The following is a 12,930-nucleotide window of genomic DNA, read 5'->3' as shown; positions in this document are numbered from 1 at the left end:
TCCTCCTTACCTTTCTGCGTAAACGTATTTTGAGAGCGTGTCTTCATTCGCAAATGGAGCATTTTCTGCATAATCCGTCGCTTCGTTCACTACTTCCATTATTTCCTCGTTCATTTGCTTCTCCAGTGAATCATCCATGATTCCTGCTGCTTTTAAATAGGCAGCAAAAGTAATGATCGAATCCATTTTTTTTGCCTCCGATACTTCATCAGGCGACCTGTATTGACTATCATCATCATCGCTTGAGTGTGGTGTAAGCCTGTATGAAACCGTTTCGATTAAGCTTGGGCCTTCACCACGCCTTCCTCTCTCAGCCGCTTCTTTCACCACCCGGTATACTTCGATCGGATCATTTCCATCAACCGTCACCCCTGGCATGCCGTAACCAATGGCCCGGTCCGAAACTTTCTTGCAAGCCAATTGCTTTTCTATCGGGATGGAAATGGCATACTGATTATTCTCGCACATCAAGATGACCGGAAGTTTATGTACACCTGCGAAATTCGCTCCTTCATGAAAATCACCTTGGTTTGATGAACCCTCTCCGAATGTAACGAATGAAACAATATCTTTTCCTTCCATTTTTGCAGCGAGTGCAATCCCCACTGCATGTGGCACTTGAGTGGTAACTGGCGAAGATCCCGTCACAATCCGATTCTTTTTTTGCCCAAAATGCCCAGGCATTTGACGCCCGCCTGAATTTGGATCTTCCGCTTTGGCAAAACTGGATAACATCAAATCCCTGGCGGTCATCCCAAACGCGAGCACCACTCCTAGATCCCGATAATAAGGAAGGACATAATCCTTTTCACGATTCAATGCAAAAGCTGCACCCACTTGCGCTGCTTCTTGTCCTTGACAAGAAACGACAAATGGGATTTTTCCAGATCTGTTCAACAGCCACATCCGTTCATCTATACGTCTTGCCAACAACATAACTCTATACATCTCAAGCACTTTTTCGTCACTGAGACCTACCTGTAGATGACGGTTTTCAACCATATGTCATCATCCCTCCTATTACCTAATAATTAAAACATTTCCCCGTTAAAACCAGAATATTTTCCTCATATTGGCACCTTATTTAAAATGGGGCTCTGTGTCTTATTAGCTGTCTGTTTGTCTCGCAAACTTAAGTCCTGTTATGTTCTACGGAAGAAAAATTCTATTATGTATACATGCTTGCCATTTAACACCCGTACATTCTCATTTGCGTTATCATCTACTATTATTACCTGGTACTAACTCAATATTATCCTAACACTTATCAGTTCACATTTTCAAGTTAATTTCACATTGAATGGTTTGTTTTCACGCGAAAGCCTCCCCTGACTTTAAAACCCATTTCCATATATGTAGCAAAGTCCAGATAACCCTGGGGTGTTGAAGTCGTTTTTTTGTTGACGAAGCGGAAAGATAGATGTAAATTAAAATGATTCATAAAATTAATTGTTCAATATAGAACAGTTTGAAAAAGAAAGAATGGTGATGTTGAGTGGAGAATGAAAAACAGTTGATGCGTTCCGTACAACTTTTGCGTTCATTTTGGAACGTGCAGAAAAATATAATGCGGTTCGTTCAAAAGACAACGGCAGAAAATGGGTTGACAGTTCCGCAATATTCCATTTTGATGGCCATCACTCTTCAAACGGAGATGACTCAAAAAACCGTTGGGGCGAAAACATTTCTTCCAAAAAGCACCTTGAGCCAAGCGGTTGATGGTCTCGTTCGGGCAGGTATGCTCCATCGCGAGCATGTGGAGGGCAATCGGCGTGAGATTCAGTTGTCAATCACCGAAACGGGGGAAAATTTATTAAAAACGATCCATTTTCACGAAGGAAGCATTCACCAAATTTTCCAATCGGCCATTGAATTGCTTTCGGAAGAACAGTTTGAAGAGCTGCTTGAAACGCATCTTCAAATTACAAACTTTTTAGAAGCACAAGCTACCCAACAGGGAGAGTGTACAAAATGATAAAAATACTGAAAAATTTATCCGTTTATAAGTGGATTATTTCAGCAGTCATCGGACTGGTTTTTATTCAATCGATGTCGGACCTCTTTTTGCCTACATTAATGGCCGATATTATTGACAAAGGCGTCGTTCAAGGAGACACTCCATACATTTGGAAAATTGGTGGTTTGATGCTGCTGGTTTCCGCTCTTGGCGCTTGCGCTTCCATAATCGCAAGCTACTATTCGTCAAAAGCGGCTATGGGAATGGGACGCGATCTCCGGCTGAAAGTCTTTAATCATGTTGAAAAATTTTCGTTACAAGAATTTGATGAAGTAGGTACCGCATCATTGATTACTCGGACGACCAATGATATAACACAAGTCCAGCAAGTGGTTATCATGATGCTACGTATGGTTATCAGTGCACCTATCATGTTAATCGGCGGTTTGATCATGGCAGTATCCATGGATGCAAAATTATCCCTTGTCATTGTTGTCACAATGCCTTTGTTGATTGGGTCGATCCTGCTTATTCTATATAAAGGTGTGCCACTCTTTCAAACGGTGCAAAAACGATTAGACAGGTTGAACCTTGTATTACGGGAAAATTTAACTGGTATTCGCGTCATTCGTGCCTTCAATCGTGAAACACAAGAGAAGGAACGACTTAAGAAAGCGAATAAAGAATTGACGGATGTCTCGATCAAGGTCAATAAAATCATGGCATTCATGATGCCTGTAATGATGCTAGTAATGAACTTGACGGTTGTTGGTATCATTTGGTTTGGTGGAATTCGTATTGATAACGGCGGTATGCAGATCGGGGACTTAATGGCCTTTATCCAATATGTTATGCAAATTATGTTCGCCCTCGTTATGGCATCCATGATGTTCGTTATGGTTCCACGTGCGGCCGTGTCGGCAACAAGGATAAACGAAGTCCTTGACATGAAACCTTCATTCCTGGATGAGGGTACAGAAAAGGCAGATCGTGAACACGGTACACTTGAATTTGAACATGTGACGTTCAGTTACCCAGGAGCAGAAGAACCTGCATTATCGGATATTAGTTTTTCTGCAAGTCCTGGTGAAATCACCGCAATAATCGGTGGAACAGGCTCAGGGAAAACGACGCTCGTCAATTTGATCCCTCGCTTCTATGATATTTCAAGTGGAACGATTCGCGTCAATGGTGTTGATATTCGTAAGTCATCACAAGATGAAGTTCGCTCAAAAATTGGCTTTGTACCACAAAAGGCCGTCCTCTTTACTGGTACTATCGCTGAAAACATTCGCTTTGGAAAACAAACAGCCACACAAGATGAAGTCGAGCATGCGGCTCGGATCGCGCAAGCGGAAGATTTTATCAGCAAAATGAAAGACGGATATCAGGCAGAAATCGAACAAGGCGGTTCAAACCTATCAGGAGGGCAAAAACAACGACTTTCGATCGCACGGGCACTCATTCGGAAACCCGATATTTATATATTCGATGATAGTTTTTCTGCACTAGACTTCAAGACGGATGCCAACCTTCGCGCAGCCCTGAAAGATGAAACGAAAAATTCGACAGTACTACTCGTTGCCCAGCGTGTCAGTACGGTCGTGGACGCTGACCGAATCATTGTGTTGGACGAAGGCCACATTGTAGGTATGGGAACACACCAAGAGTTGCTTAGTACAAACGACATTTACCGTGAGATCGCCTTATCACAGCTCACAGAGGAGGAAATTGCATGAGTAATCAAAAAAAACCTCAAAGCGGCGGTCAGGTTGGGCATGGTCCCGGTGGCGGTAACATGATGATGATGGGTCAAAAAGCAAAAGATTTTAAAGGAACACTAAGACGCCTCTTGGCCTATTTAAAACCGCGGCGCAACAAATTGATTTCCGTGTTCTTCGCTGCAATCATGAGTACCATTTTTATGATTGTTGGACCAAAGATCATGGGAAATGCAATTACAGAATTATTCGAAGGAGCTTACGGGAAATTCCAGGGAATACCAGGAGCAGCTATTAACTTTGATAAAATTGGCCAGATCCTTCTACTGCTTGCCGGACTTTATGCCTTAAGCAGCCTTTTCAACTATGTACAACAATACATTATGTCAAGTGTTGCACAGGACACAGTATATGATTTACGAGAAGATGTTAACGAAAAGCTCGGGAAACTTCCTCTCAAATATTTTGAGGGACGTCCAAACGGGGAAACACTTAGCCGAATGACAAATGATATTGATACGATCGGAAGCACCCTTCAGCAAAGCTTAACGCAGTTCATCACTTCGATCGTAACGATTTTGGGGATTATCATCATGATGCTTTCGATTAGCCCGTTATTGACATTAATCTCGATAGTAAGCTTACCTTTGTCAATATTTGCAATCCGGCCTATTTTAAAAAGATCCCAAAAACATTTCGCCGATCAACAGCGTACACTCGGACAATTAAATGGACACATTGAAGAAATGTATACTGGCCATCAAGTCGTTAAAGCATTCGGACATGAAAAAAAGGCGAGTGCCCAGTTTACCATGGTTAATGAAGAGTTGTATAAAGCGGGAAGCAAAGCTCAGTTTATATCCGGTATCATCATGCCCATGATGTTCTTTATCGGAAATTTGAGTTATGTACTCATCAGCGTTGTCGGCGGAATATTGGTAACGCAACGTTCGATCTCGATTGGTGATATTCAGGCATTCATCACATATTCAAAGCAGTTCACCCAGCCGATCACACAGACAGCTAACATCGCAAACATTATTCAGTCGACGGTTGCAGCAGCTGAGCGTGTCTTTGAGCTACTTGATGAAGAAGAGGAAATGAAAGAAAAAACCACAGCTAATATAAAGAGAGCAAATGGTGCTGTCACTTTTGAACATGTGGACTTTGGATATGGGGAAGAAATGTTAATTGAAGATATGAACATCGATGTCTTGCCTGGACAGACGGTCGCAATTGTTGGACCGACTGGTGCTGGAAAAACGACCATGATAAATCTCTTGATGAGATTTTATGAACTAAATGGCGGAAAGATTAATATTGATGGTCTTGATACACGAAATATGTCCAGGAGTGATCTTCGAAAAAACTTTGGGATGGTGCTTCAAGATACCTGGCTCTTTAATGGCACGATTAAAGAAAATATCGCATATGGCAAAAATGGAGCAACTGATGAAGAAATTTTTGCAGCTGCCCGCACGGCACATGCCGACCATTTCATTCGGACACTGCCAGATGGGTATGAGACAATCTTAAACGAAGAAGCTTCTAACATCTCACAAGGACAAAAGCAGCTTTTGACAATCGCCCGAGCTGTTCTAGCAGATCCACCAATCATGATATTGGATGAAGCGACGTCCAGTGTTGACACTCGGACCGAAGTCTTTATCCAAAAGGCCATGAACCGACTCATGGAAGGACGAACTAGCTTTGTCATCGCCCATCGTCTCTCAACGATTAAGGATGCAGATTTGATTCTAGTTATGGATCAAGGAAAAGTGATAGAGAAAGGAACACATTCAGAACTTTTAAGGGTGAATGGTTTCTATGCAGAGTTATACAATAGTCAGTTCACTGAAAATGTAGCTGGATAATATGAAAGAGGCTCGATTTCCAAACGAAATCGAGCCTCTTTTTATCAATTTATCTCCACAACCTTTATAAGCGCTTTAACTAATAGCTCCAATCAGTCATCCATGAAGCAAATAACTTCTAAGATGCGTCAATACTCCCTTTTATTTCCTTTTTTCACAAATTCCCAATCTACCTCAATATTTTTTCTGACCCTTTGAAGAAGATGAAAAATCAATTCCGTTTCGTCCCTAGAAAATCCTGTTAATGCCACCTTGTCGGTATACTCCCCTTCTTTCTGTAAAAAGGGATATACTTTTTCACCTTTATCAGTAGGGTATAACTTTTTGATTTTTTTGTTGTCAGCATCATCTTTCTTTTCAATAAAACCTTGTATCTCAAGTTTTTTAATTGCACGAGCTGCTGTCGTTCGGTCAACCTTTATCATTTCTGCTACCTTTTCCTGAATAATTCCTGGATTTTCACATATTCGTACAAGATACAAATACTGCCCTTTTGTAAGGTCTAATTCTTTAAATTCGATATTACTTATAGAATCCAATGCCCTTGCTATCATTCCAATTTCACGGAGTATTTCCTTCATTCAAAAAGCTCCCGACTTTTTTGTTGTATTTACAACAAAAATAATTTCGTATATACTATAAAAAGGATATACATATATTATGACTTGTCTTACTGAATAAATCTAGAAAAGGGATGAAGAACATTGGATTCAAAGAGAATAACTACAGAAAATGATTTAAAAATAGCCTTTCAAATCAGAAAAGAAGTATTTGTCGAGGAACAAGATTTCCCTTTAGAAAGTGAATTTGATGAATTTGATACACTTAATGCTTTATCTGAACACATATTAGTCTATTATAATGAAAAACCAGTCGGAACTGGTAGGTTAAGAGTTGTTGATGGTTTAGGTAAATTAGAGAGAATTTGCATCTTAGAGCCTTACCGTAAATTTGGTCTTGGAAAAATAATAATTAAAACATTGGAAGAAATTGCAAATAAAAAGGAAATATCCCAGGTTAAATTACATGGGCAAACACAGGCAGAGGGTTTTTATAAAAAACTTGGCTATCACACTTCATCCGATGTCTTTATGGAAGATGGCGGTCCACATCTTTTGATGATAAAAGAATTAGTTAATGAATAAGTGTGTTAAATGCGAGTAAAACAAATATTAACCTTTATCTGATGGGGATCATACTATTAACCCTTGGTTGTTCTTTAACCATTCAATCAGACCTATCATGATATTTCTAAATTCGCTTTTAAAAAGGCAATGACCAGAATTATTGGGTCTACTAACTGCTTTAATAATAGGTTTTGGTATCGATAAAAGGCTTTTTTTACTTAATAACTTGGTAAAGCCAGAGCAACTGCTCATTAAACTTGTTTGTTTAACGTTTGGGTTAATGGTTATTGTACTAGGATAGGAACGGCTATCTACTTACATGCACAAATTCCGCCCCAAATCCTGTAGACCTTTTGATGCTGATCATTCAAGATTTAACTGGAAGAAATACACCATATTCAAAAACATTCATTTATCTTTTCTTCTTAGTTATGGCAGTCATTTTCAGGATCAATTGGTTTCGGAACTTTATTAACCGTCTGTTTAGGGGGCCCGATTCTTAATTACTCACCTTATTAATTGAAGGTTCATTTAAAAAATCCAGTCCATCCGCGAATAGATATCAAGATAAAAACCATTCTTTATAGAATGGTTTTTAAATATTTTAATCCCTTTTAATAAAGCTTAAAAAACAGAAGCGATCAAACGCAAAGACTTTAGTTTCCGTTAAGATGATAAGACCACATTGGGTAGCATTAAGAATTAGCACGAACAAAAAGGCAAAGCCCTTTATAACTCGACATGTTATAAAGGGCTTGTATATTTATATTTTTTACATAACGGGTGCTTTTTCGTGAACAAGCGGGTGAAGGGCCTGAGTTTCATCAATGTACACAAAAGCATCATATCTATCTGACATTACAGATGGTACATAGTTTCCATATTGTTCATATTCCGGTCTGTAAACAACTCCAATCGCCCGATGTCCAATACTATCTTGGAATAGCTGACGATTTTCATCGGTGAAAATGAGCAACTTATCATTCGCCCCCGAAAGGTGCATTGCCTCCTCCCAACTTCCATTCATTGCCGGGGGTACTGTTTTTATTTCAAAATCCATGCCCCACTCATCTGCTGCAATAACAGTTCCCCTGTAGGTTCCGAAACCTGTGATAAATACATCTTCAGTTGGGTTTTGCTCACGAATGACCTGGCCGACATTAATCATCCCGGAATCCTTCATATCAGTAGCGCTGGCATCGCCGACATGGGTATTATGTTCCCATACAATCGCCTTGCCTTCTGAACCGTAAAAATCCATAATTTCATTAAGTGCATCCACCATATGCATATCTCGAATATTCCATGATCTATCGTCATGAACCACCATAGTCCTGTAATAATTTTCCGCATTATAAGCTACCAATGCATTCACTTGAAGATTCAAATTCAATTCCTCGTGATGGGGGTATTTTTCTTTTTTTCTCTGAATGGTTGTCAGTAATTTGGCTACTTCCTCTATGCAGTCTTCAGAAAAAATGCCTGCGGAAACTGCGTACTCTTCGTTATTCCGATTGAATGGCTCAAAGCATGTGAACGCCTGTCTGGCAGCTTCGAGGTCAGGTGAATCTATTTGTTTTAAGTAATGGATGACTTCATCCATGGATTCCCAAAGACTATAGATATCTATCCCATAAAATCCAACTTTCGTTTGTTTTTGTCCAGATTCATTGTATTCTTTCATCCATTCAATCAGGTCGATCATTTCCTCGTTTGCCCACATCCAGGTTGGCCAGCGGTCAAAACTTTTAAGCACATCCTTTGCGGTTTTCGTCACTAGGTCATAGCCTTTAACATATCTATTAATTGCCTGACATGCGGGCCAATCGCCTTCAACGGCTACAAAGGTGAACCCTTTTTCTTTAATCAGTTTTTTTGTTATTTCAACTCGGGCCGTGTAAAATTCGGATGTTCCATGTGATGCCTCTCCCAGCAAAACAAATTTTGAATTTTCAACTTGTTGAACGAGCTTACCCCAATCACCATCATTTGTAAGCGGTACTGAATGTTCAATTATTGATTGAACCAGATTATGATGCACAGTTTTTCCTCCTTATTCTTCTTACCACCATTACCGTTTGTACTCAGCATTATAAGAATTTGAACCTGCGTGCACTGACAGCAATGTATCAGCGTATCCTACCAGTCGATTTACAAGTTCATCACATATAGAGTAAACCAGTTGAAAATTTTCTTCCTCAAATAGAACAGGGTCATCCAGAATGACCGTTGTGTTAATAAACATATCTTTGTTCCCATATAGATTGTAGTGAACTATAGCCTTTCCAGCAGCACCCCCAGAAACTGGATCCTTAAAGCCGGGAATGAAAACAAACCATTCTTCAGCAGTAGCAGACCTGAAGTTTTTTGTGAAAGACAATTGCTTGGTTACAGTCTGAATCCTTTTTAACTCTTCCGGATTTATATCCTTGAACTTGTTCATTCCATAGCCACCTTAACACCTTGTTAATCTTCCGTTATAGATTTTCCTTAAGGGACCAATCCTATAAATATTAATATGAAATAACGCCTTTCCCCGTAAAAACTGAAGCAAAATATCACAAGTAGACTTTTAATAAATGCTGATAAATCATGGATGACTTCCGCATATAAAGATTATATTTTGGGTATCAAAAGAGAGAAGACAAATTCCCGGATTGGATTGGGACTGGTCTGGAGTGGAGGAGTTGCTCATGGAAAAGATGAATCGGGGAATTTTAACGGCGCTATCGGCAATTGGCATTGCTCAAGGATTGAAAATTTTAACGCATAATAGGCTTACGGGAAAGTGGGACTTGAAGCAGGCTTTAACAACAGGCGGCATGCCTAGTTCGCACTCTGCGGGTGTGGCAGCACTGGCATCCTATGTGGCAGCCAATAAAGGATGGTTGCATACGGAGACATCACTTGCGACAGTGTTTGGCGTAATTGTGATGTATGATGCTCAAGGGATTCGGCGCCATACAGGCGAAATTGCAAAGCTTGTGAATGATCTTGAAGATAATCTGGCGAAATTTTCTGGTGAGTTTCCAAGTTTTGAGTATGTGGAGCGTGAGAAAGAACTGAATGAACTGCTCGGACATCAGCCTGTGGAAGTAGGAGCAGGTGCGCTGCTTGGAGTTCTACTTGGCCTTATTTCGGCTAAATTGGAGGATGGTAAGCCCACTAATTCGGCTGAATAAAAAAACCAGCTTATTAAAGGTGTTTTTTCTTAGTTATCCATCCGGAAAAATGTAAAGTCACGAATAATTTTGTTGATCATATTTATAAAATTTGAGAACCGAAAATGACCTAAACCACTCTAAAGGCTTAGGTCATTTTTTGCGTCGGTAAAATAAAATCAGTTATTCTTCCGGGACATTTTCATAGCGAATGAGTACATATCCGACCTGAATAAACCTTTATAATATTCTACTAAATTACCATCAGAATCAAAAATCATTCTTTCTGTAATCAGCAAGCACATCGTTTCTGTTATACCTAAATGTTCAGCATCTTCTTTTGTTGGAAAGCCGCATGTTATAATTTGTTCCGCTTCACAAAAGTTAATGTTCAGATCACCTTCGAGCGCGTCATATAATACTGTGGTGCTTAAATCGAATTTCGTCAATTTTTGTCCTAAGTCCAAAGAATAATAATGTAATTCTATCGCTATGGGGACATCTCCCTGCAGCCGCAGCCTTTTAATATGGTAAGATTCATCTTCAAAACCATTTGCATCAGCAATATTTTCTGGTGTCAAAACACGGCCATGGTCCAGTAATTTAATCCCCATGCTTTTAGTGGTTTCAGTGAAACTTATCATCTTAAGCCATTCCTGTACAGGTTTAAGGGAAACGAATGTTCCCTTCCCATGCCTTTTTTCCAATATCCCTTCACGAACCAGGATGGATACGGCTTCTCGTACAGTGCTCCTGCTGACAGAATACATATCCATGAGTTCCCTTTCACTCGGGATTTTGTCCTTATAGTAACCTTCTAAAATCTGGTTTTCCAATATGGTTTTTAATTGAGCGTGTAATGGGATTGGATTTTTAAAGTCTAACTCCATAAAATTTCCTCCAAACAGAAAAAGACATCGTAATGTTCGTATCAGTTCTTATATTGTAAACCAAATAGTTATAATTTTCAAACATGCCAGCGTCCATTTTTTCCACAAATTAGAAACTTATGAGTTTCCTTTACTCCTTTTCCAATACATCACGTTCAAAGACCGTTTTCTTTTGAAGAAAAAATAAGCCCGAATAATACCGCGTATTCAAGGTTTATCAAGTCTACTTAGTGGGGCCACAATGGATAAATATATTAAACGATAAAGTATGAGATAATCGAAAGCAACAAAGAGGTAATGGTCATGGCTAAAAGAGGACGCATGGCTTTTGTACGAAGCGCCTGCAGGCTGACATTCAGTCCAAGACCGATCATGGCCATCGTTAATATGAATGTAGTCGTGTTCGAAATACCATCCATTACAATTGGAGACACCGTAATATAAGTTCCAAAAACATAACTTCCTATTAGACTCATGATTATAAAACCCACGAGGAACCATGGAAAATCAATTTTGGCATCATGGCCCATTTTCCCGGGTGTACGTTTTTTCATCCAATACATAAAAATGAAACATAAAGGGATAAGTAAAAAGACACGGCCCAATTTCGCGAGGAGTGCAATCGCTAGCGCATCTTCACCAGCCGGGGCTCCTGCCAATGCAACATGGGCGATTTCATGAAGACTGATCCCGGACCATATACCATAATCCAAAGCAGAGATCGGAAGGATCGGACGTAAAAGGGTATAAATAATGGAGAAGAGTGTTCCCATTAAAGCGATTATCCCAACGCCTATGGCTGTATCTTCTTCCTTAGCTTTCACTATTGGAGATATTGCCGCGATGGCTGCTGCACCGCATATCCCAGTTCCAACAGCAAGAAGAAGGGAAATGGAGGCATCTGCCTTAAACCACTTTGCAATCAGGACCATCACGACTATAGCAAATGTTACTGTCCCTATATCACGGACCAACAATGGCAAACCCTGATTGTAAATCACATCGATATTTAATTTCAATCCGTATAAAATAATGGCAAAACGCAAGAGTTTTTTAGCGGAAAATTCAATTCCCGTCCGGAACCTTTCTGGATATCCAGCGATTTGACGATAAATCACGGCAATGATGATCGAACACGCAAGAGGGCCGATTCGATTGAATCCTGCAATCTTGGACAGCCCCAAGCCTAAAAGTGCAATAAAAAAGGTGAAAGCGATACCGCTCATCCACATTAGCACTCTATTTTGAAGCGGTGATTTCGAATTTTGCTGTTCCTGAATTGTTTCTTCCAGTGGTTCATATTTTTCTAATTCCATACATTCCTTCCCCCTTTCCGGATAAACCAAAGCATTACGGATCATCTCATTCTTTCTATCGTTTGAAAAAGATCGTTGTCTTCCATATCATTAGGAGAATTCCCTTTGATAAAATACTCGGATTTCTTTAAAAAAGGCAAGCTTGGAATCTGATTCCCCCACAATTCAGGAACGGCTAGAGTCTGTGAACGGTGGGACCTTAGGGCACGGATCTTTTTCTGTAAAGTCCCTGCTATATTCACTCTTGTGATACTGCTCAGCCCGTTTTCCTTTAACCATTTTTCATGAAAAGCATGCCATAGGACAAAGTACAGGCTATGAACCTTAATAGCGGGAAAAACGGGATCTGGATAAAAACCGGGATCACCGCATTTTAAAAAAGCCAATTCTGCTGCACGACCAATTGCACAATGGTCTGGGTGTCCCCCATATTTCTCATGGAATGTGACTAGTGCATCCGGTCTAACTTCACGAATCACCTTTACGATTCTCTCTGCTAATAAATCGATGGATTCAAATTCAATGGTTTTATCCCTTACATGTAAAAATCGAAGGTCGTTGATCCCTAACTCATCACAAGCGCTGTTTAACTCCTTTACCCTTAGTCCAGGCAATGACTCCCTCGTTGCAAGAATCGGATTCCCCATCCGCCTACCCATTTCGCCTTTTGTCGCACATAGTAAAGTTATATGAACACCTTGCTCGGATATTTTGGCAATGGTTCCGCCACACAAGAATGATTCATCATCGGGATGTGCAAGAACCACTAATAACCTTTGTTGTGATTGCATATTTCCTCCTACTTCGGATCCAGTTTTCCCACACTGTGAGACCCAATATGAAAAAATGGACATGGATGTCAAAACAGTTAGACATATCATGCC

12 protein-coding genes are annotated in these 12,930 nt (G+C 40.0%); 5 read left to right on the top strand and 7 right to left on the bottom strand.

Features of this window, described 5'->3' with window-relative positions:
* Nucleotides 1-6: 6 nt before the first annotated feature.
* Nucleotides 7-1,002 carry a thiamine pyrophosphate-dependent dehydrogenase E1 component subunit alpha gene (locus ACDZ29_RS21325; RefSeq protein WP_289324751.1) on the bottom strand — a complete coding sequence of 332 codons (996 nt, stop codon included), beginning with the start codon at nucleotides 1,000-1,002 and terminating at the stop codon, nucleotides 7-9.
* A 493-nt stretch (nucleotides 1,003-1,495) separates the two neighbouring features.
* Between ACDZ29_RS21325 and ACDZ29_RS21320 the strand changes: the two genes are divergently transcribed.
* The 3 genes from ACDZ29_RS21320 to ACDZ29_RS21310 are packed head-to-tail and all read left to right on the top strand — an operon-like array spanning nucleotide 1,496 to nucleotide 5,552.
* Entirely contained in the window at nucleotides 1,496-1,975 is a 480-nt protein-coding gene (locus ACDZ29_RS21320; protein ID WP_289324750.1) for a MarR family winged helix-turn-helix transcriptional regulator, read from the top strand.
* A complete protein-coding gene (locus ACDZ29_RS21315) occupies nucleotides 1,972-3,696 on the top strand; it encodes an ABC transporter ATP-binding protein (protein ID WP_375088590.1) in 1,725 nt (574 codons plus the stop codon). Before ACDZ29_RS21320 ends, ACDZ29_RS21315 begins: the two co-directional genes overlap by 4 nt.
* Nucleotides 3,693-5,552 carry an ABC transporter ATP-binding protein gene (locus tag ACDZ29_RS21310; RefSeq protein ID WP_289324748.1) on the top strand — a complete coding sequence of 620 codons (1,860 nt, stop codon included), beginning with the start codon at nucleotides 3,693-3,695 and terminating at the stop codon, nucleotides 5,550-5,552. Before ACDZ29_RS21315 ends, ACDZ29_RS21310 begins: the two co-directional genes overlap by 4 nt.
* Nucleotides 5,553-5,680: 128 nt before the next feature.
* On the opposite strand, the gene ACDZ29_RS21305 is transcribed toward ACDZ29_RS21310, so the two are convergent.
* Nucleotides 5,681-6,133: a MarR family winged helix-turn-helix transcriptional regulator gene (locus tag ACDZ29_RS21305; protein WP_289316735.1), complete on the bottom strand. Its 453-nt coding sequence runs from the start codon at nucleotides 6,131-6,133 to the stop codon at nucleotides 5,681-5,683.
* A 123-nt stretch (nucleotides 6,134-6,256) separates the two neighbouring features.
* Here ACDZ29_RS21305 and ACDZ29_RS21300 point away from each other — a divergent pair, with 123 nt between their 5' ends.
* Nucleotides 6,257-6,697 (top strand): GNAT family N-acetyltransferase, encoded by a 441-nt coding sequence (locus ACDZ29_RS21300; protein WP_375088589.1) that lies wholly within the window; start codon nucleotides 6,257-6,259, stop codon nucleotides 6,695-6,697.
* A 754-nt stretch (nucleotides 6,698-7,451) separates the two neighbouring features.
* Here the strand turns inward: ACDZ29_RS21300 and ACDZ29_RS21295 are convergent.
* Both ACDZ29_RS21295 and ACDZ29_RS21290 read right to left on the bottom strand, forming a co-directional pair.
* Nucleotides 7,452-8,720, bottom strand: coding sequence for an erythromycin esterase family protein (locus tag ACDZ29_RS21295; RefSeq protein WP_375088588.1), 1,269 nt, complete (start codon nucleotides 8,718-8,720; stop codon nucleotides 7,452-7,454).
* Nucleotides 8,721-8,750: 30 nt separating this feature from the next.
* On the bottom strand, nucleotides 8,751-9,122 hold the full coding sequence (locus tag ACDZ29_RS21290) for a hypothetical protein (RefSeq protein WP_375088587.1): 372 nt from the start codon (nucleotides 9,120-9,122) through the stop codon (nucleotides 8,751-8,753).
* A gap of 250 nt (nucleotides 9,123-9,372) precedes the next feature.
* On the opposite strand from ACDZ29_RS21290, the gene ACDZ29_RS21285 reads away from it, so the two are divergent.
* Nucleotides 9,373-9,861, top strand: coding sequence for a divergent PAP2 family protein (locus ACDZ29_RS21285; RefSeq protein ID WP_289324744.1), 489 nt, complete (start codon nucleotides 9,373-9,375; stop codon nucleotides 9,859-9,861).
* 158 nt (nucleotides 9,862-10,019) lie between these two features.
* Here the strand turns inward: ACDZ29_RS21285 and ACDZ29_RS21280 are convergent, their stop codons facing one another.
* The 3 genes from ACDZ29_RS21280 to ACDZ29_RS21270 all read right to left on the bottom strand — a co-directional run bounded on the left by ACDZ29_RS21280 (nucleotide 10,020) and on the right by ACDZ29_RS21270 (nucleotide 12,837).
* Nucleotides 10,020-10,730, bottom strand: a complete 711-nt coding sequence (locus tag ACDZ29_RS21280) for a GntR family transcriptional regulator (RefSeq protein WP_289316740.1) — start codon at nucleotides 10,728-10,730, stop codon at nucleotides 10,020-10,022.
* A 254-nt stretch (nucleotides 10,731-10,984) separates the two neighbouring features.
* Nucleotides 10,985-12,046: a YeiH family protein gene (locus tag ACDZ29_RS21275; protein ID WP_375088586.1), complete on the bottom strand. Its 1,062-nt coding sequence runs from the start codon at nucleotides 12,044-12,046 to the stop codon at nucleotides 10,985-10,987.
* A gap of 41 nt (nucleotides 12,047-12,087) precedes the next feature.
* The gene (locus ACDZ29_RS21270; protein ID WP_375088585.1) at nucleotides 12,088-12,837 is read right to left on the bottom strand and encodes a PIG-L family deacetylase; all 750 of its coding nucleotides are present in this window, start codon (nucleotides 12,835-12,837) and stop codon (nucleotides 12,088-12,090) included.
* Nucleotides 12,838-12,930: the final 93 nt, after the last annotated feature.

The organism is Peribacillus sp. RS7, assembly GCF_041956845.1.
Lineage (GTDB): Bacteria > Bacillota > Bacilli > Bacillales > DSM-1321 > Peribacillus.
This window is presented reverse-complemented; position numbering and strand designations above follow the sequence as displayed.

Bases quoted from the DNA above. Each gene is read 5' to 3' on its own strand.
- ACDZ29_RS21325 (WP_289324751.1), bottom strand. From the start codon at position 1,002: ATGGTTGAAAACCGTCATCTACAGGTAGGTCTCAGTGACGAAAAAGTG.
- ACDZ29_RS21315 (WP_375088590.1), top strand. From the start codon at position 1,972: ATGATAAAAATACTGAAAAATTTATCCGTTTATAAGTGGATTATTTCA.
- ACDZ29_RS21310 (WP_289324748.1), top strand. From the start codon at position 3,693: ATGAGTAATCAAAAAAAACCTCAAAGCGGCGGTCAGGTTGGGCATGGT.
- ACDZ29_RS21305 (WP_289316735.1), bottom strand. From the start codon at position 6,133: ATGAAGGAAATACTCCGTGAAATTGGAATGATAGCAAGGGCATTGGAT.
- ACDZ29_RS21290 (WP_375088587.1), bottom strand. From the start codon at position 9,122: ATGAACAAGTTCAAGGATATAAATCCGGAAGAGTTAAAAAGGATTCAG.
- ACDZ29_RS21285 (WP_289324744.1), top strand. From the start codon at position 9,373: ATGGAAAAGATGAATCGGGGAATTTTAACGGCGCTATCGGCAATTGGC.
- ACDZ29_RS21280 (WP_289316740.1), bottom strand. From the start codon at position 10,730: ATGGAGTTAGACTTTAAAAATCCAATCCCATTACACGCTCAATTAAAA.
- ACDZ29_RS21275 (WP_375088586.1), bottom strand. From the start codon at position 12,046: ATGGAATTAGAAAAATATGAACCACTGGAAGAAACAATTCAGGAACAG.
- ACDZ29_RS21270 (WP_375088585.1), bottom strand. From the start codon at position 12,837: ATGCAATCACAACAAAGGTTATTAGTGGTTCTTGCACATCCCGATGAT.